The 19,817-nt window shown below is 30.7% G+C and carries 19 protein-coding genes and 3 pseudogenes; 1 reads left to right on the top strand and 21 read right to left on the bottom strand.

Annotation, left to right across the window (positions count from 1 at the left end):
* Nucleotides 1-70: 70 nt before the first annotated feature.
* From hslO to LEQ07_RS10650, 21 genes and pseudogenes are all read right to left on the bottom strand, one after another.
* Nucleotides 71-951: pseudogene (gene hslO, locus LEQ07_RS22555) on the bottom strand (Hsp33 family molecular chaperone HslO).
* Nucleotides 952-985: 34 nt separating this feature from the next.
* A complete protein-coding gene (locus LEQ07_RS10735) occupies nucleotides 986-1,732 on the bottom strand; it encodes a class I SAM-dependent DNA methyltransferase (protein WP_263330665.1) in 747 nt (248 codons plus the stop codon).
* A 5-nt stretch (nucleotides 1,733-1,737) separates the two neighbouring features.
* Nucleotides 1,738-1,971 (bottom strand): alpha/beta-type small acid-soluble spore protein, encoded by a 234-nt coding sequence (locus LEQ07_RS10730; RefSeq protein ID WP_263330664.1) that lies wholly within the window; start codon nucleotides 1,969-1,971, stop codon nucleotides 1,738-1,740.
* A gap of 72 nt (nucleotides 1,972-2,043) precedes the next feature.
* On the bottom strand, nucleotides 2,044-3,162 hold the full coding sequence (locus LEQ07_RS10725) for an N-acetyldiaminopimelate deacetylase (protein WP_046822991.1): 1,119 nt from the start codon (nucleotides 3,160-3,162) through the stop codon (nucleotides 2,044-2,046).
* Between the two features lie 163 nt (nucleotides 3,163-3,325).
* Nucleotides 3,326-3,865: a hypoxanthine phosphoribosyltransferase gene (gene hpt, locus LEQ07_RS10720; protein ID WP_046822990.1), complete on the bottom strand. Its 540-nt coding sequence runs from the start codon at nucleotides 3,863-3,865 to the stop codon at nucleotides 3,326-3,328.
* Between the two features lie 76 nt (nucleotides 3,866-3,941).
* On the bottom strand, nucleotides 3,942-5,243 hold the full coding sequence (locus tag LEQ07_RS10715; protein ID WP_263330663.1) for an L-cysteine desulfidase family protein: 1,302 nt from the start codon (nucleotides 5,241-5,243) through the stop codon (nucleotides 3,942-3,944).
* Nucleotides 5,244-5,415: 172 nt separating this feature from the next.
* Nucleotides 5,416-7,191, bottom strand: coding sequence for a sigma-54 interaction domain-containing protein (locus LEQ07_RS10710; RefSeq protein ID WP_332840860.1), 1,776 nt, complete (start codon nucleotides 7,189-7,191; stop codon nucleotides 5,416-5,418).
* Nucleotides 7,184-7,333: a hypothetical protein gene (locus LEQ07_RS10705; protein ID WP_167335606.1), complete on the bottom strand. Its 150-nt coding sequence runs from the start codon at nucleotides 7,331-7,333 to the stop codon at nucleotides 7,184-7,186. The genes LEQ07_RS10710 and LEQ07_RS10705 overlap by 8 nt, the downstream gene beginning before the upstream one ends.
* A gap of 46 nt (nucleotides 7,334-7,379) precedes the next feature.
* Nucleotides 7,380-7,943: a class I SAM-dependent methyltransferase gene (locus LEQ07_RS10700; protein ID WP_021434101.1), complete on the bottom strand. Its 564-nt coding sequence runs from the start codon at nucleotides 7,941-7,943 to the stop codon at nucleotides 7,380-7,382.
* Between the two features lie 155 nt (nucleotides 7,944-8,098).
* Nucleotides 8,099-8,455 (bottom strand): single-stranded DNA-binding protein, encoded by a 357-nt coding sequence (locus LEQ07_RS23035; protein ID WP_332843100.1) that lies wholly within the window; start codon nucleotides 8,453-8,455, stop codon nucleotides 8,099-8,101.
* A gap of 14 nt (nucleotides 8,456-8,469) precedes the next feature.
* On the bottom strand, nucleotides 8,470-8,715 hold the full coding sequence (locus LEQ07_RS23030) for a hypothetical protein (RefSeq protein ID WP_332843099.1): 246 nt from the start codon (nucleotides 8,713-8,715) through the stop codon (nucleotides 8,470-8,472).
* 179 nt (nucleotides 8,716-8,894) lie between these two features.
* Nucleotides 8,895-9,767 (bottom strand): sulfite exporter TauE/SafE family protein, encoded by an 873-nt coding sequence (locus tag LEQ07_RS10690; RefSeq protein ID WP_263330662.1) that lies wholly within the window; start codon nucleotides 9,765-9,767, stop codon nucleotides 8,895-8,897.
* A 114-nt stretch (nucleotides 9,768-9,881) separates the two neighbouring features.
* On the bottom strand, nucleotides 9,882-10,889 hold the full coding sequence (locus LEQ07_RS10685; RefSeq protein ID WP_046822985.1) for a proline racemase: 1,008 nt from the start codon (nucleotides 10,887-10,889) through the stop codon (nucleotides 9,882-9,884).
* A gap of 29 nt (nucleotides 10,890-10,918) precedes the next feature.
* A pseudogene (gene prdD, locus LEQ07_RS10680) lies at nucleotides 10,919-12,151 on the bottom strand (proline reductase cluster protein PrdD).
* A 58-nt stretch (nucleotides 12,152-12,209) separates the two neighbouring features.
* Nucleotides 12,210-12,935, bottom strand: a complete 726-nt coding sequence (gene prdB, locus LEQ07_RS10675; protein ID WP_084822057.1) for a D-proline reductase (dithiol) protein PrdB — start codon at nucleotides 12,933-12,935, stop codon at nucleotides 12,210-12,212.
* A gap of 16 nt (nucleotides 12,936-12,951) precedes the next feature.
* Nucleotides 12,952-13,221, bottom strand: a complete 270-nt coding sequence (locus LEQ07_RS10670; RefSeq protein ID WP_046822980.1) for a CBO2463/CBO2479 domain-containing protein — start codon at nucleotides 13,219-13,221, stop codon at nucleotides 12,952-12,954.
* A gap of 37 nt (nucleotides 13,222-13,258) precedes the next feature.
* Entirely contained in the window at nucleotides 13,259-15,160 is a 1,902-nt protein-coding gene (gene prdA / locus LEQ07_RS10665) for a D-proline reductase (dithiol) proprotein PrdA (RefSeq protein ID WP_263330661.1), read from the bottom strand.
* A gap of 18 nt (nucleotides 15,161-15,178) precedes the next feature.
* A pseudogene (gene prdC, locus LEQ07_RS10660) lies at nucleotides 15,179-16,464 on the bottom strand (proline reductase-associated electron transfer protein PrdC).
* 334 nt (nucleotides 16,465-16,798) lie between these two features.
* Nucleotides 16,799-18,181, bottom strand: a complete 1,383-nt coding sequence (locus LEQ07_RS10655) for a sigma 54-interacting transcriptional regulator (RefSeq protein WP_317852070.1) — start codon at nucleotides 18,179-18,181, stop codon at nucleotides 16,799-16,801.
* Nucleotides 18,172-18,567, bottom strand: a complete 396-nt coding sequence (locus LEQ07_RS20140; RefSeq protein WP_317852069.1) for a CBS domain-containing protein — start codon at nucleotides 18,565-18,567, stop codon at nucleotides 18,172-18,174. Before LEQ07_RS20140 ends, LEQ07_RS10655 begins: the two co-directional genes overlap by 10 nt.
* Before the next feature lie 135 nt (nucleotides 18,568-18,702).
* The gene (locus tag LEQ07_RS10650; RefSeq protein ID WP_046822976.1) at nucleotides 18,703-19,467 is read right to left on the bottom strand and encodes a polysaccharide deacetylase family protein; all 765 of its coding nucleotides are present in this window, start codon (nucleotides 19,465-19,467) and stop codon (nucleotides 18,703-18,705) included.
* Between the two features lie 122 nt (nucleotides 19,468-19,589).
* Here LEQ07_RS10650 and LEQ07_RS10645 point away from each other — a divergent pair, with 122 nt between their 5' ends.
* Complete coding sequence (locus LEQ07_RS10645) at nucleotides 19,590-19,730, top strand: hypothetical protein (protein WP_263330660.1); 141 nt, start codon at nucleotides 19,590-19,592, stop codon at nucleotides 19,728-19,730.
* Nucleotides 19,731-19,817 lie beyond the last annotated feature (87 nt).

Genomic DNA, 19,817 nt, shown 5'->3' with positions numbered 1-19,817 from the left:
ACCCTTTCGCATAAATATATTCTACCACTTGGTATGACTCTTATGCAAAAGGGTTTTATTTATTATTTCATTACTTGTTCATTTTATCTAATATAGCTTTTAATTCATCTTCATCAAACATGTATTTTGAGTTACAGAATTGACATCCTATTTCAGCTTTTTTATCTTCTTCTATTATTTCAGCTAATTGATGTTGTCCTATAGATATTAAAACTCCTTCAACTCTTTCTTTTGAGCATTCACATTCGAATCCAACATCATACTTATCTAAAATTTGAGGATTTAATCCATCAAGTACTATATTAAGTATGTCTTCAGGAGTTTTTCCTTCTTTTAACATATTTGTTATAGAATCTAAGTTAGCAACGTTAAACTCTAATTTTGATATAGTTTCTTCAGTTGCATCTGGCATTAATTGAACTATAAATCCACCTGCATATTCAACTTCTTCTTCTTTTGTCAATACTCCTAGGGCTACTACTGATGGAGTTTGTTCTGATACTGCGAAATAATATGTTAAATCTTGGGCTATTTCTCCGCTAACCATAGGATATGAACCATTATAAGGTTCTCTTAATCCTAAGTCTTTTGTAACTCTTACTGTTCCTTCACTTCCAACAGCAGCTGCAACATTTAACTTACCATTTCATAATCTTCTACTACAACATTTGGGTTATCAACGTACCCTTTTACTATCCCCTTAGAGTTAGCTGTAGCTAATATACTACCTATAGGTCCGCCACCTTTTATTATAACTGTTATTTTATCTCCATCGTTTTTCATCATAAGACCCATCATAGATGTTGCTGTTAGTGTTCTTCCTAAAGCAGCTGTAGCAACTTTACTTGTCTTATGAAGATCTCTAGCTGTTTCTACCATATTTCTAGTAGTTGCAACAAAAGCTCTTACCTGTCCATCTCCAGCTGTTGCTCTTAAAACATAATCCTTCATAATATTTTCCTCCAATCACATTAAAACTTTATGTCTATTTTTTACAAACAAAAAATACTCTTTCCGAATCGTCTTTTGGTTTATTGAATGTAAAGTCTCCATAAACTTTTACATCTTTAAAACCTGATTCTTGAAGCATTTCTACTATTTCATCTTCTGTATACGCTCTTTGCTGATGTACCTCTTCAAACTTATCATATCTTCCATCTTCACCTTTTATGAAAAATGCTAATTCCATTTCTAATAAGTTTTCTTCTGTATCAAAATAATTTTGCCATAAATAAGATACATCTTCTCTATTTTCACCATATATATTACCACCTAATATATTGGCTAATTTATAATATGAACTTATGTCAAATATGAATATTCCATTTTCTTTTAATAACTCATGAGTTGTATCAAAAACATTTTGTAAATCATCATCATAAGTTATATAGTTGAATCCATCACAAGCACATAAAACACAATCTAAACCTGTTATATCAAAGTCAAGTTCAGCTATATCTTGTTGTAATAATACAAGCTCTATTCCTTGTTTTTCAGCTTTTTCTCTAGCTACACCTAACATTTCTGCAGATATATCAATTCCAGCTATATCGTATTCTTTTTTAGCTAAAGGAATAGTTATATTTCCTGTTCCACATGCTAATTCTAGTATATTTTTAACTTTTACATTTTCGTTGTCTACTATATCTTCTATATATTTAACCCATTTGTCATAATCAACATCATTCATAAGTTCATCATATACAAATGCAAAATCTCTATACTGATCCATCGTCTTTATTTTCTCCTTTCCATTTTTTTCTTTTTCTTTTTACGAGATGTCAACGTACCACCTATACGCCCTGCTTCTTTGGCTGTTAAACCTCCCCAACCAAGCTCAGAAACCTTATCCATTAGACCAAGTTCTGATGCTATCTCATATTTCATTATATCATCATCTGTCAATATTTTCTTTTTCTTAGTTGCGCTTTTCTCTCTTGGTTTATTTATATCAATATCTTTATAATTCATAAAAATCACTCCTTTATTTTATATTTTTGTCATATGAACAAAATTTATACAAAATTGAGGAGTGATTTAGTATTATAATATTGATTTTTTATGTTTTAATAATTTGATATATACATCTAAGGCATTGCCTAATATATTTTCATCAAAATTAAAGTTTAAACTATGAAGTCCATTTACAAATCCTTTTTCTTCATTTCTTGCCCCTAGCATAAAGAATAACCCTGGAAGAACTTGTTGATAGTAAGAAAAATCTTCTGATATCATTATAGGTTCTAGTTTAATAAGTTTATCGCTTCCTATTGCCTGTTCAAACTCTTCAAATAAAGCTTCATTATTATTAACAGCTGGATAGTCATCTCTTATTTCTACTTCTATCTTACAGTTGTAAGCTACTTCATATCCTTTAGCTAGTTCTCTAATTCTTTCTTTAATAGTTTCATATACTTCTGGTTTAAAAGCTCTTATAGTACCTTCTATTCTAATATTTTCAGCTATTATATTCCTTCTAGTCCCTCCATGCATCTTACCTATAGTAAGTACAGCATTATCTAGTGGACTTATATTTCTTGATACTATTGTTTGTAAGCTACTAATAAAGCTAGAAGCTAAAACTATTCCATCTATTCCATTTTGAGGCATAGCTCCATGACCACTTTTAGCAATAATATCTATGTCTAATTCTCCAACTTGAGCTAAGAAGTAATTTGGTCTAGTCCCTACATAACCTTCAGGTATTTCTGGATATATATGAAGCCCATATATTTCATCTATTTTATACTTTTCTACTATACCTGCGTTGATTAATGGTTTAGCTCCTCCTGGACCTTCTTCTGCTGGTTGGAATATAAATACTATATCATCCATCAGATTTTCTCTATTTTCATTTAAATATGTTACTAATCCAAGTAATATACTCATATGTCCATCATGCCCACATAAGTGCATAGCTTTTTCCCCTAATGTAAGAGCATCCATATCCGATCTAAAAGCTATAGTTTTTTTAGGATTTTTTCCTTTTATAATTCCAACTACGGCAGTGTCTAACATTTCTTCATATTCTACACCTATATTATTTAAATAATCTTTTATATATTTACTAGTTTTAAACTCTTGATTTCCTATTTCAGCTAGTACATGTAATTCTTTTCTATTATTTTTCATGCACTCTTTTATATTACATATATTATTCATACAAATCTCCTTTATTATCAATTTATATGTTTTTATTATACCCAATATATATGCGCTTTGTATTGCTATTAGTGCCTAAGTTTTTTAAAACTATTGTTATTAATGCCTTGTTTAATATAATTTATTTAAGCATAAAAAAGATTGGGAAAATCCCAATCTTTTTTTATCTATCTTCGTTAGTAACGTTAAATACGTAAGGTATGTTTCTGTAGTAATCTCCGAAGTTTAATCCGTATCCTACAACAAATTTATCTTCTATTTCAAATCCACAGTAGTTAGGAACTAATTCCACTTTTCTTCTACTTGGTTTATCTAAAAGAACACAACATTTTATACTAGCAGGGTTCTTAGTTTTTAAGTGACCCATAACAAAGTTCATTGTAAGAGCTGTATCTGTTATATCATCTACAACTAAAACATCATATCCTTCTATATCATCACTTATATCTGCTACCATGTTAACTTGACCAGTACTGCTTTCTCCATGCCCGTAGCTTGAAGTAGTCATAAATCCGATTTTAACAGGTACTGTTATGTGTCTTACTAAGTCTGCGCAGAATATGAAGCTTCCTTTTAACAGTGATATTACCATTAATTTTTTTCCTTCATAATCCTTAGATATTTGTGCTCCTAATTCTTTTAATCTTTCTTGTATTTGTTCTTCTGAACATAATACTTCCCATTTTTTAGTTTCTATATCCATGTTACAACCTCCGAAATGTTATAGTATATCTATTTTATAGGAGATTTACCAATTTTGCAACGGGGTAAATATAATATTAGTTAGCTTTATTCATGTCGTCCATTACTCTTATTATAACCTTATCAGTTGTAGTCATTCCTTTATCACTTACTCTTCCTAAGTTTTGTATACTTTGCTCTGCTCCAGTTCCTACTATTCCGTTCATTGGAGGTACTATACAGTCTTGTTTAGCTATTATAGCACTTTGTACTGCTGCTGATGCTGCTGATGCAAGTTTTAATGCACATCCAGCCTTAGCTCCATCACATATCATACCACTTAAGTTAGCTACCATATTTTCTATAGCACCTTCTATTTGAGTTTCATTACATCCCATTAACCAAGATAATCCTGATGTAGCTCCTATACTTGCTGCAACTCCACATCCACATACTGCAGATAATCTTCCTGTGTAGTTTTTAACGTATGCAGTTAATAAGTGAGATATTGCTAATGATCTAGCTAATTTATCTTCGCTTTGAGGGAATTTATCATTGTATGCAACTATTGGAAGTATAGCAGTTATACCGTGGTTTCCACTTCCGTTAGAACTCATAACTGGTAATTTAACTCCAGCCATTCTTGCATCAGATGCAGCTGCTGTTATCATCATTGTGTAGTTCATTAAGTCATCACCTAATAATCCTGATTCAATAGATTTCTTTATACCGAACCCTACACCTACTCCTACTTTTTCATTTAATCCGTACTTAGCTATCTCTTCATTCATAGTTATTCCGTCTAATAAGAATTTTATTTCTTCAAAATCTACAGTTTCCATAGCTTCTACTATTTCTTTTATTGTTATAGTATCTAATATATTTTCTTTAGGTTCTGCTGTAGTTGCAACTTCAACTACTTCTTCACTTACTAATACATCTTCATTTTTTTCAACAAATACTATGTTGTCATGTTTAGTTCTTATAACAACTTTAGCAGTGTTGTTTTTACCTTCTAATTCAACTTCTATATAAACTTTTTCTTCTGTATCTATTGGTGATATGTTTATATCGTTGTTATCCATGAAGTCTTCTGCAACTTTAACATCTTCTTTTGTTAATGTTTCTAAAACTCTTAATCCGTTTTCTGATTTTCCACCTATAAGTCCCATTGCTGCAGATATTTTTAATCCTAATCTTTCAGTTCCTGGTATACCTACACACATACCATTTTTGTATACGTTAGGGCTAAGACCTATTGTACATTTTACTACTTCTTCACCTAAAGTTTCTTTTGCTTTAGCACAAGCTAATGCTACTGCTACTGGTTCTGTACAACCTAAAGCTGGTTTAACTTCTGCGTTTAATATATTAACTAATTTTGTTTGTAAATTTTTCATTGTGTTTTCCTCCTGATAGCTATAATATTTATGTCTTATTTATAAAGCAAGAAGTATGCCAACTTTTATTATTTTTTAAACCCTTGAAATGGCTTTATTTACAATTTAGAAAAATAATTTTTTATCATTCTAATCTCATTTCGAAAAAATAGTCTCAAAATGAGATTAAGTATCATTTTGAGACTATTTTATATCTTTCTATTTTTCTATATAAAGTAGCTCTAGATATACCTAAAGCTTTTGCAGCTAAATCCTTATCTTTTTTATAATCTTTATATTTTTCTAATGCTTTTATTATTTCTTTCTTTTCAAGCTCGTCTAAAGTTTTTATATTTTCATTAGACTCTATAATTTGATCTTCATTTGAATTTGCGTTTTTTATTCTATTAGGTAAATTATCTAATGTTATAATCTTTCCTTCGCATCTATTAACACTATACTCTATAACATTTTGTAACTCTCTAATGTTTCCTGGCCAGCTATATTCACATAAATATTCTAATGCTTGTAAATCTATATCTTGTACATTTTTATCTAGCTTATTAGAGTATTCTTTCATCATGTATTCAATCAGTAAATGTATATCGTTTTTTCTTTGTCTTAAAGTTGGAAGAACTACAGGTATAACATTTAGTCTATAGTATAAATCCTCTCTAAATGTGCCTTTTCTGACCATGTGCTCTAAGTCTTTATTAGTAGCTGCTATTATTCTTACATCAATCGATACATTGTGTTTAGCCCCTATTTTATCAACTTCTTTTTCTTGTAATACTCTAAGTAATTTTGCTTGTAAGTGTAAGCTCATATCACCTATTTCATCAAGAAAAATACTACCTTTATCAGCTAATTCAAATTTACCTAAGCTTCCACCTTTTTTAGCGCCTGTAAATGCACCTTCCTCATATCCGAATAATTCACTTTCTAGTAAGTTATCTGGAATAGCTGCACAGTTTATAGCTATAAAAGGATTTCCTGCTCTGCAACTATGATTATGTATAGCTCTTGCAAATAGTTCTTTTCCTGTACCACTCTCTCCAGTTATTAAAACTGTAGAATTAGTTTTAGATGCCATCAATGCTTCTTCTTTTGATTTATTTATAGCATAACTACTTCCAATTATATTTTCCAAATATATCTTATGATCATTACTTATCTTGTTATAGTTTTTTATAGCATCTATTTTATCTATAAAATCCAGTACATATCCTTTTAATTCTTCATTTAAAATAATCGGCTTTATATTATAGATTCCTTTAAATTCCTTCTTTGCTCCTCTATATGTAAAACTACAAGATTTATCATTATTTATATTATTGAAATTATTGTCTTTAGCAAAGTTTAATACATCGCCTATAAAACTTCCTATTATATTACCTTTAACTTCAAAAATTTCTTTGAATTTCAAATTGTACTTTTCTATATTCGCATCTTTATCTAACGACACAACGGCTTTATCCATATTATCTAACAGTGTTTTTAGCTTTTTCTTTTCTAACTCTACCTCATAAGTTTTTATTTCTGCTTTTAACTTACTTGATATTAAGTCTGCCATTTTATGCAAAAAGTTCATTAAATCATCTTTTCTAAATTTAATTACATCTGCTTGCTCTTTAGTAAAAGCTATAAGCCCAATTACACCATAAGACTTATCATCATATACTATAGGGCAGCATACCTCTGCAAACTCTTTACAAACCTCACGAGTGTAACATTCATTGCATATCTCATTGCTCTTTGGATCTTCTATTATTAATTCTTTTTTAGTAGTTAATGAATATTTAAATGCTGAGTATTCTTTTAATTGTTGTCCTATTTTATGAAAATAAGTTCCGGTACCCGCTATTCTAACTAAACTCGAATCTACTATTGTTACATCAATTTCTAAAACAGACGATATAGCTTCTGCTATGTTTTGTATATCTTTTCTTATAAAGTTTAAATTAATCATACTTCCCATCCCTTAGTTTATCTTTGTACATTAGTACTTTAATTTCATTGAGAGTTTTGTATATTTTATTTAAAGTATACTGTATTGATACTAATATTACAAACAACATGCAGATAATTATCAAATTATAATGTATTTTCATAAAATTTCCTCCTACAAGAAAAGACTAGGTTTAACCCCAGTCTTTTTTAATCATTTTTCATTCCTATATAAATATACTTTTCACAGTCTTTATTTTCTAATATTCCTTTAAATTTTGAATGTTCTAATGTCTTTATAAGTTCATGTGGGTAGTAGTATTTTATACGTTCTCCACATACTCTATGCTTAAACTTCTTAAGTTTAACTTTAAATTTGTGCAAATTAGAGTCTTGTAAAACAACCTCTCCTCTTAATTTTAACACTCTATAAATTTCTTTCAATGCTTTCTTTTGGTTATGAGTATAATTAAATTGATTTAATACTATTACTTTATCAAAAAATCCATCTTCAAATGGCAATAACTCTAAACAACCTTTGACAACACTACAGTTTTCATTGTGAATTAAAGAATAGCAGATATCTTGGTATGCACTATCTTCAAGTATAGTTACATTGGCTCCAAGCATCCTTAACCTCTTGCCTAGGGTACCTATATTTCCTACCAATAGGATTCTTTCTCCCATTTCATATTTGATTACATTTAATATATCTTCTACGGTATCCTGTGCAAAATAATTTGCTTCATAATTCCATTGTACTACGCTTTTCACAGTGCTCCCCCTCTTTTGGATTTATTATCATTTTTTACATCATAGAATAGATTATAATAAATCCCAAGCAACTATTCAATAACCATTTTGAAGTATTTTAAAATTATTTTTTTAATAATGTTTTCCTTGACTTTCTATGTTAATTTATATTATTTTCATCCATTTTTTATTTTAGATATAGAGACTTCATATGCAACTCTTTTCTCTATTTCTCCATTTTCAAGTTTCTTTTCATAGTCTCTGCTTTGTACTCTACCCCACATTTGAACTCTATCTCCAACTTTTAAATTTTTTGCAAATTTAGCGTTTCTACCCCATACTATAGATGGTATGTAATCAGATTTATTATATGGTCTATTTATAGCAACTAGCAAGTCTGCTATTTCTCTTCCTAGTGGAGTCTTTCTGTATATTGGATCTTTACAGATATATCCATCAAGGAAAATATTATTTGGATCTTTAGCTTCTCCATCAACAACTTTTATTTCTCTTGCAAATACAGTTAGAACCAATTTATTTTTATTATCTATATTTTATTATAAGATCTTAACTGACCAACTAGATCAACTAAGTTATTTTCATTTAAATTTACTTCTTCCAATAATCTTTCTGATATAGTTATAGGTAAAACATCATATGTATCACTTAATCTATGTATTTTTATCTTTGTGCTATAGAATTTTTCCCCAAATATTTCATGGCTAAATGTCAATTCCTCTTCAAGTTCTCCTCTTAAATTTACTATGTTAGTATCTTCTTTTAAATTTATCATTTTATTCCCCCCACAATTGTTAAACCATATTTTATCTTAAATCTATATAATAAATATATTTCTGCATGGACATTTTTATTACACCTTTAATAAAATAAATTTGATTAAAAGTTTAAATTTCAAAAATAAAAATATACCGTATTTTAAAAATACGGTATAGTCTTATCTTATTGAATTTATTAAGCTATTTGCTTAGTAAATGCTTTTTTTAACATAGTTACTGAAGTATATGCTATTACAATTATTACTACCCATCTTAATATATCCATAGGCATTGAGCTAACAAAGTTAGCTGCTATAAATACTCCTATAACTCCACCTATCGTAATAAATAGAGAAGTTTTCTTAGCATATGTTCCTTCTTTTATAAATTTAACACTTGCTGTTGGCATTAGTAACGCACAAGATCCCATCATAATAGGGAATGCTACAGTTGGTGACATTCCTAAGAAATAAACCATCGCCATACAAGGAGAATATAGTCCAACTCCAGCAGTCATTAATGCGCCTAATATAAAGTTACCTACTACCCCTATAACAAGTTTTGCTCCAGTTAATCCTGTTGCATTACCTCCACCAGGCATTAATCCTAATTGAGCTAATAACATTAATATAGCTGTTACAACTAGTGCGAATCCCATAACTATTTGGATTTTTCTTTCATCCATTTTAGATATAATTCCAGCACCTACATAAGATCCCACAACTGCTGCTCCCAATAAACTAATTAAAGTTATTGAATCAACCTTTATAACTGTTGTAAATATAAATGCTTCAAATACAACTGGTATTGTATGACATACATTTAGCGTACCTGGTATCAACTTATCAGGTATATTAATTTTTAAAGCATTCATCATTGCTACTGTTGGCGCAAATGAACCTATTCCTAAAGTGTCGAAGAAGTCCGTTACAAAACCTGTTGCTAAAGGTTTCCATGCTGGTACATCTTCAAATCCGTTAGATGCTTTAGCTTTTGATAAGTCCTTGATGAAGTTAAAACCGAATAATGAAACAAAAGCTGCTAATAATACTCTTACTAAATTTAACATATCAAATAATTCCTCCTAAATGATTTTACTAAAAAGTGTCTTACATAGAAATATGATTAAATACTACAAGTAGTATTTAATCATATTTTAATTAGAATTTATACAGTTATTTTATTACTTTAGTATAAATCCATATTTTACTGGATCATTGTCATCTATTACGAAATGATTGAATCCTGTTATATATGCAGCTCCTGTTATTTCAGGTATTATTGCTTCATAATCAGCTACTTTATCAACGCCAACTATTCTTCCTTTGAATAGTGTTCCTAATATACTTTCATATACGAATAATTCGCCTTCTTTTAATTCTCCTTTAGAGTATAAAGTTGCAAGCTTAGCACTTGTTCCTGTTCCACATGGAGATCTATCTACTTGCCCTTGTCCAAATATAACTACGTTTTTATAAGTAGCTTCTGGATGAGTTGGATCGTCATATATTTCAACTAAGTCAACAGTTTTTATATGAGATAACTCTGGATGTTGTATTTCTATAGTTTCGTTTATTATATCTCTCATTTTTAAACCTATTTCAGTTAGTTTTTGAGCATTACTTGGCTCAACTTTTAATCCTAACTCACTAGCTTTAACTATAGCAAAGAAACTTCCTCCGAAAGATATATCGAAAGTTACAGTTCCTATTTCAGGCATCTCTATTTGTACATCTTTTTTGTATAAGAATGCAGGTACGTTTACTATAGAAACTTCTTGAACTCTTCCGTTTTCAACTTTAGCATCTGCTCTTACTATTCCTGCTGGAGTGTCCATAACTACATGAGTTGTAGGCTCTTTCATTTCTACCATACCAGTTTCAATTGCCGCTGTTATAGCTCCTATTGAACCATGTCCACACATATTTAGGTATCCTCCACCATCCATGAAGATTATTCCGAAATCTGCTTCATCGTTGCAAGGTTGAGTTATTATAGAACCAAACATATCATTATGTCCTCTTGGCTCTAGCATTATAGCTGTTCTTAAGTGATCTAGATTATTTTCTAAAAACGCTTTTTTCTCAGCCATAGTTTTTCCTTTTATATTAGGTATTCCACCTGTTACTATTCTTGTTGGTTCTCCCATTGTATGAGAATCTATCGCTTGTATACTTCTTGAAAATTTCATTTTACGGCCCCCTATATTATTATTTTTTATTATTTCTTTGCATTTTTAATTTTAATAAGGCTAATGATTTTTGCGTCTAACTCGCTTACAGTGTTCTCTCCGACAACTTCTGTTTCTATCCCCTTGTCTGATTTATTAAAATCTACTATTGTGTCCATATATTTATTTGTAACTACAAACTTAGCTTGCGTCCCATTAAATGTAAGTCCAACTACTGGGATCTCTCTTTTTCCTATTTCTTCAATAGTATTAGCATAATCTACGTGTGAGTTTCCCCACCCATCACATGAAATTATGACACCATCAGCTCTCATAGCTTCTAGCCATGCAGCTGTTCTTTGTCCAACAAATTCTTTTTCTTTGTTGTCCTGAGGTGTTCCTACTACTACTATCCCCAGAAGATCTATGTCTTTGTCATTACTAACTATATCAAGAAGCGGATCTCTAAAGTGATGTAATGATGTTTCTTTAGTTGATGGTCCTATACCCATTATCTCACCTCATTAAGTCATAGCTCTCAAGGCGCCATCTCTGTATTCATTAGGTGATATTATCATTGGTACATTTCCCATATCAATAATGGATGTACCTCCCTCTAAACCACTTGGTTCATGAGAAAATAATTGATTGTCATACATTGCACCCTGACCTGCTATTTGTTTTACTATTACCACTTTTTTAGCGTCAGGTCTAATTTTGTCAAAATATTCACGAATTTCTGTAGCATCTCTTCCGTCTTTCTGTTTTAAAACATTTCTTATACCTTGTATAAAAGTATCACATGCCTTAAATGTCATCATCGGAAGTTTTCTCTCATATGGTAAACCACCTTTAACTGTAACATCAAAATGAATTATATAATCATTAGTAGATGGAGTACCATATCTTCCAAACACCATTTGTTCAGAAAGTATACCTTCTGAAGATCCAAATTCATGCATTTGTCTTCCATCTTCATCAACACCAGTAAGCATAACATAAACACCTGTTAGAGTGTGTGTTATCCCTTCACCTAATCTACCTAAAACTTTAGTAGATATAGGGATTATATCCATAATAGTATTAATTTCCTTGTTATAATCTCCTGGTTTAATTATATCTAATTTTATATCTGTTATCAATTCGTGCGAATTTTTAATTTCATTTATATAGTCATCGTTTATGGATAGTGTACCTTTTTCTATTGAGAACTTTTCATTGAATTCAACATTATTTATATGAAATGGTTTAATCACTAAACGTCTAAGTATTTTCTCTTCCATTTATATCACCTTTTTATATAAGCCCTTCTCTATTGCTAGGGAAGGGCTGTGTTATCTATTATACTTGAGCTACATACTCGTATGGTAATTGAATTATCTTACCAGCAGATGGTATAGCTATTAATTCTTCTAAAGTATCTCTTAATATATGCATTTGCATTTCTTTATTATTTGGTTCACCAGCATTAGCACCCATTGGAACTAGTGGAGCAACTGCTCTTGGAGTTCCATTTTGTCTAACTACTGGAGGAAGAGCTGCTATTATTATAGTTGGTATACCAGCTTCTTCTATTGCTCTCTGCACGATCACGGCAGTTCTATGGCAAGTACCTCAACCAGCTGTTAGAACTACACCGTCTACTCCCTCATCTTTTAATCTTTTAGCGATTTCAGGACCAGTTTCTTCAGTGAATTTAGTTTGGTCTCCACCACCACCCATGAATCCTATATGAACTGGAGCTACAGATTTTATAAATCCTTCTTTAGCTAATTCATGTAGTCTATCTATAGGGAACATACAGTTTATATCTTTGTTAACATCAGCGTTATCATATCCTCCGTGAGATACCATCATCTCATCAGTAGTTGCTGTATCTGGTATTTCTCTAAATGTAAAGTCACCTGCTAAGTTAAATCTCTTATCAGATTTTAAATGAACACCTGACGCTGTAGCTAAAGCTATAGTCATATCCTTTAATTCTTTAGTTACAGGAGTCCAAACAGGAGGAGGTGTTATTGGAACAAATATTTCAGATTGAAGTCCTTTTATTGTTGTAAGGCTCATAGTTTTTCTCTCCCTTCTATTTCTCTAAATCTTCTTGGTTTTTTTTATTTCTTTCGATTATATCTACATACTTTTGATTAGGCTCCGGACTTAGTACTTCTGGATAACTTAACATAAACCCAACCTCAAGACCGATCTTCAGTTCATGATCAGTTATAAGCATTCTTTTCGGTATTTTAAATTGGCCAAGTCTGCCTTTTAAGTCTATAGTGACTCCACCGTCAGTTATCTCTACTATAACTCCTTCATACATTCTTTCAGTTGATATATATTTTAATCTATCCATAACATTTCATCCTTCCATAACCTATTAACGTCTTTTTCTATTTAGCGTCTTTTTCGTATATATTCTTTCTTTTTTCACTCATCGGTAAAGTTTGCTCGTTTTCAACAAGTTCTAACTTCTTACCAGTTTCTTTTTCTATTAATTCAACGTTATTTAATTTAACGTTAGCATTCCATTTTCTCTCAGCAGATTTAACTTCTTCTCCACCCATTACTGTTTTTAACATTGCTAAAGATCTTACAGCATCTTCTGGGCATAATGTATTGTTTGATAATACTTCATTTTCTATACCTTGTTTAGACTTGTTGTTGTCTATCATATGCTTCATGTATTGATTACCAACAACTAGAGCACCTTGAACAGCAGAGAAACTTACACCTACTACAGCTACATCTCTCTTACCTATTTGCTCTATATGAGAAGCGAAATCTATGTGGTTGTTTCCGAATCCTTCAGTTGTTACTATAGCACCATCAACACCCATAGCTTCTATCATCATACCTAATCTCTTAGATACATAGAATTTTTCAGCATTTACTTGTGGAGATCCTACAAATATAACACCTACTAAATCTACTTCTTCATCATGCATAGCTTCTATTACTAATGGCTCTCTCCAGTAATGTCTAGAGTTTTCTTTAGATGCAGGTCCTATACAAGTTAATGCATGTATACCACCATCTAATACTTCAAGTGGAGATAATACTACTGGAACGTTTCCTAAGTCAACGTTTGGTTTAGCTCCTAATGTTCCAACTGGCTCAACAGGTAATATTAAGTTATCATGCATTGCCCCTTGTCCCATTATTTCTTTAACTACAACAACCTTTTTCTTACCAGGTCTTCTGTATTGAGTTAATTCTTCAGTGTCTACTACTAAAGATTCATCAGCTTTCTTTAAAGCTTCTCTTATTTCTTGAGTTATATAATCAGATGCACAGTGAGCAGCTAAAGGTCCTGGTCTTTCCATGTTAGTACCTTCTTTAACTGTTACTTGAGTTTTGATGAATATATCACCTTTATCAGGAGCACCTGGTCTTCCCCACATTATGTTAGTTTCTAGTACACCTTCTGAAGAACCGAATTCACCTATTTGAACTCCCTTCTCATCAGTACCAGTTACCATCATTATAACTCCATCTATAACTCTTGTTACACCTTCCCCTATTTCTCCTTCTTCTTTAGCAGCTATAGGTTGAACGTCCATTATAGTTTCACTATATTTATTGTATTCAGCTGGAGTTATTATCTCAAGCTTCATATCCATAACTAACTCTTCTGAGTCTATAGCTTCTTTAGTTAATTCTTCTGGAGTTCTTAAGTATAAAGTAGTTCCTTCTATTTTTGTTTCTTCAGCGAAAACTACTTTTTCTATTTTAAAATGTTTTTTAGTTAAACTTCTTATCGCTTTAGCTTCTTGAACTGGCTCAGCTACATTCACTTCTACAGCTTCTGCATTTTTTTCTGCTACAGCTACAGGAGCAACTGGTGCTACACCCATTCCTTGAGCTACATTTAAAGGTATTTCTAAGTTTATATCTCTACCTTCACCTATATGTATCTTTATAGTTTGTCCATTTACTGGAGCTATTTGAGATACTGGAGCTACAGAAGCAACTGGTGCCACTTCTTTAACTTCTTCCTTAACTTCTTCTTTAGCTTCTTCTTTAGCTTCTTCAGCTACTGCTACTACACCTTCTACACAGTCAGCAGTTATTGGAGTTAAAGCATCTAAAGTTTTAACTAATTTAGCTCCTAAAACTTGCTCTATTGTTAAACAATCATCTGCTATTGTTAATAATCCTGAATCCTCTAAGTCAGCGAATATTGCTGGATCTTCTAAATTTGATGGTTCTAGTACAGTCCCAGCTTCAAATCTACAGCAGCATACCGCTGGATCTTTAGCATGAGCTTTAGCTGTTTCTACAGTTATTGACATTTCTAATACCTCCTAGCATTATTTTTTTCTTCTATATAATCTATGTCCCGAAGCTCTTAATACATGGTCTGTACTATGGTATACAGGCAAACCTAACCTAGGCGCCACTTGCATAACTGTATTTGTTCAGTCCTCGCAGTTACCTATTAATACAGCTTCAGCTCCTTGACTCTTTAACTTAAGAACTTTTTCTGCTTGACCTGGGCATATACCTGGTAAATCACATCTAAATCTACCATTACCTCAGTCATTCTCTTGCATTTTTCTTCTGCTACAACTTCAGCACCCATTAAAGATGCAATTTGTTTTAATCTATCTTCTTGTGCTCCACACTCACAAGCTATTATTCCTAATTTCTTGCTTTCTTGTGGAAGTGGCATAGATACTAATATTCCACCTAAAGTCTTAGTAACTGGACTTTCTTCTTCACCATGTCTTCCAGTGAAAGGTCCTCCAAGTACTATTTCTCCATATGGTGCAATAAATCCACCACATTTTTCAATATATGTTATTATAGGCATTCCTATAGGAACATCCATAAATACTTTTCCTTTATTTTCTGCACCTTTTACTCTTCCTCCAACAGTTATGTCTTTAGTTATAAAAGGTTTTCTTTCTTCTATAGCTTCTACTATACGTTTTATAGTTTCAACGTTAGAAACTACAGTTTTAGCTTCTATTGGAAGTTGCCCTGGAACAAGAGTAATTCCTAATAATTCTCTTATTATAACTCTCTCGTCACCAGCTGGGTACATATCTGGTAAATATTTCAATTCTATGTTTGCTTCATCCTTACAAGCTTTTCCTAATGCCATTATAGCTTTCTTGTACTTCGGCTTAACAGCTATATAAGCTTTATCAGCTTTAGTTATATCAAGCATGTATTTTAATCCTTTAACTATCATTTCCGGATTATTTTCCATTAACTCCACATTGTGTCCAAGTACCGGTTCACACTCTGCAGCATTTGCTATGATACAACCTCCAGTAAGGTCTACATTAAGTTTTACATGTGTAGGGAAACCAGCTCCTCCTGCACCAACTATTCCAGCTTCTTTTATAGCTTCTAAGTTACTTTCTGTATCTTTAATTTTTACGTACTCATCAGGTTGATCTTCATTAGCTTCTATTATTATAGAAGTTTCTGTAACCTCAGCAACTTTACCATAAACACTTGAATGTATATTAGCACCTAATCCTTGTGGTTCAGCGATAAGTTGTCCTTTTTTAACTTCGCTTCCTACCTCAACTATAGGATTACATGGAGCACCTACATGTTGTCTTAATTCTATTTTAAGCATCATAGATTTCACCCCCTGACTATTTTTATTTTACACCATTTTATTATTAGCAATTATCATGCCAATTATTTTATTTTAATTATTTTTTTAAAAGTTTTATCGCATTTGTTTATAAAATATCATTTTTCGACACGTTTTTTACATTTTTCTTCAACGTCTACATATATTTTATACCAAATTTCATCAAATTACAACGATAAATTACGTTTTCCTAAGAATAAACGTCACATTTTCGACGTTTTTATGATTTCATTTCAATTTTTTTATAGTTATTTTTATCACATCTCTCTAACTTCCCTATTTCAAATTGAAAACGTTATAATAGTCAATTTTTCGTCTATTGTCTATTTTTCGTCACTTCTATGTCGTACTGTTCAATCTTATAATAAAGGGTAGTCCTTGGTATATTAAGTATTTTAGCTGCTTTAGCTTTATTTCCATTAGACATATCCAAAGCTTTTTTTATAGTTTTTATCTCTAACTTGCTTATTGCCTTGTTAAGATCTAATGGATAATCTTCATCCATACTTATTGTCTGCCCTGACTCAATAATGTAAACAGGTATATCATCTTTATCTATTGTATTTCCATTAGATAGTACTACTATATTTTCTATAGTATTTTTTAATTCTCTTATATTCCCTTTCCATGTATATCTTTGTAATATACTCACCGCGTCTTTACTCATTCTTAATGCTTCCATACCGTTCTCTTCACATATTTCTTTTATAAATTTATTAATTAAAAGTAAAATATCTTCTTTTCTTTCTCTTAACGGTGGTAAATCTATTTCTACTACATTTAATCTATAATATAAATCTTCTCTAAATTTCCCTTCTTCAACTAAGTCTTGTAAGTTCTTATTCGTTGCAGAAATAATTCTAGCATCTATTTTTATAGTTTTTTCCCCGCCTATTCTTCTTACTTCTTTTTCTTGCAATACTCTTAATAGCTTTGCCTGCATACTTAATGGTAAGTCTGCTATCTCGTCTAAAAATACAGTACCATGCTTCGCCAATTCAAATATGCCTATTTTGCCTTTTTTATTAGCTCCAGTAAAAGCCCCTGCTTCATATCCAAAAAATTCACTTTCAAATAATTCTGATGGTATGGCACTGCAGTTTACAGGTATAAAAGGCCCTTTTCTTTCACTATAATCATGTATAGCACGTGCAAAAACTTCTTTACCTGTTCCACTTTCTCCAAATATAAATATACTACTATTTGTATTCGAAACCCTTTTAGCCACTTCCTTAGCTCTTTCTAATTTATAACTTCTACCTAATATATTATCAAAACTTCCTTTTGATAAGTTTTTTACTTCATCCTCTAAGTATTTTAATCTATCATTAGCTTTATCAAGTTTTCTTGAAAGCTTTTGCGCCTCTGTTATGTCTACTTCTGTACATACAACTCCTACAAATTCCGAATTTATAAATATAGGGTTTGCATCAACTACTCCATAAACATCATTTTCATTATCATTATTTTTGTATATACCACTTTCTCTTGTTTTAGTTCTTAAAACTCTAGCTGATATAGTTCCACTAAGATACTTCTCCATGGATTTTCCAACAATCTCTTCTGACTTTATTCCATATCTATTTTCCATAAATTTATTCCAAAGAACAACTTTTCCATCTGTATTTATAGCACATATTCCTTCTTTTATTTCGCCTATTATATGCTTAACAGTTATTCCATAATCTTCTAACTCCATATACAAAAATCTCTTATATGTTTTTGATTTACAACGCCTATTAGCTTTTCATTTTCTAATACAGGTAATACCCCTATGTTGTTTCTCATCATTATATTTCTACATTCATCTAGCTTTGCATTTTTATCTATACTTATTAAATTTTTAGTCATTACGTTTTTGACTAATTCAGCTTTGTAATTTTTTAATTTTAGAGAGATTTTGCATATGTCAGTCAGTGATACTATACCTTTTATCCCACCGTCTCCATTATCAACCATGATTTCTCTTTCGTTTCTACTTACAATAAAATCAATAGCTTGTCCTAGTGTTATATTTTCATCCACTAGAACAAAGTTCTTTCCCATAACATCTTTTACTATTTTAGTTTCTGGTACAGAAAACATTATAACCTCCTTAGAATGAAAATTTTTATAAGTACTATTATACTATATCCCTTCTACATAAAATACTTACTATTTAAAGGTTTGTAAAATATTTATATAGTATAAAAGTTATAGGCTTATGCCTATAACTTTTATCTAATTACTTCTTAATTTTTGTATTCCATTTGAATCAACTTCATAACCTTCATTATACATTAACTTAGATAGTGGAACTATTTCATATTTTTCTTTTAGTTTTGATATTGTTTTTTCTAAGTATTGTTCACTATTATTTATATTCCCATGAAATAAAACTATAGATCCTGGTTGAACTCCTTTTAAAACTTTCTCTGTGACAAAATTAGGCCCTATTTCCTTCCAGTCAAATGAATCTATATCCCAACTAACTACAGTGTATCCCAATTCTTCGCAAACCTTTAAACTCTTGTTATCAAATTCTCCAAAAGGAGGTCTATACATAGTTGTCTTTTCTCCTGTTATAGATTCTATTTTAGATGATGTTTCAGTTAATTCATTTTTTAAATCAGACTCACTTATTTCTTTCATATTAGGGTGTGAATTTGAATGATTTCCTATATCGTGTCCACGCTCACTAATTTCTTTTACTATTTTTTCATTTTCGTCTACCCAATTTCCAACTAGAAAAAATGACGCTTTTACATTATATTTATCTAAAGTATCCAATATAGTTTCTATATTAGATGATCCAGATGCTATATCAAAAGTTAAAGATATTTTTCTATCATCAGTTTCCACTTTACTTATTGGCATTTTTTCATTTGACATATTTTCCCCTATGTACCTTACGCTATACACTACCCCAAATACAATTGTAAGCGTAAAAGCAAAAAACAAGAAACTAGATATCAACGATTTAATCTCAGTTATTTTCTTATTCATATCATCCCTCCAATTATAAATACTCTAGTACAAGTTTATTTTTATTTTTTCAAAAAATTACTACTAAATTAATTTTATTAATTGGGAAAGTTAATTGTAATCTAAAAAAAGGTGGTGTATTTATGACTAATCTAAGAAGTGAGTTTGGAATTTTAAAAGGAAAAGCTGAAAATAATGAAATCAAAAGTGTTAAACTAAACAGTACACATTTTTTAAGAGAAGCTCATGGAATTCAAGAAGGAATTAGAAAAGATAAAAAATAAAATAAAATAAAATAAAAAAGGGAGTAAGATTTGAAATGATAGAATACTCTTTATTAGTATTAACAGACATTGTTCAATTTGCGATAG

This window comes from Paraclostridium sp. AKS73 (assembly GCF_025671395.1).
Taxonomy (GTDB): domain Bacteria; phylum Bacillota; class Clostridia; order Peptostreptococcales; family Peptostreptococcaceae; genus Paraclostridium; species Paraclostridium benzoelyticum.
Note: the sequence above shows the minus strand (reverse complement) of the source record. Positions and strands in the feature narration are given on the sequence as shown.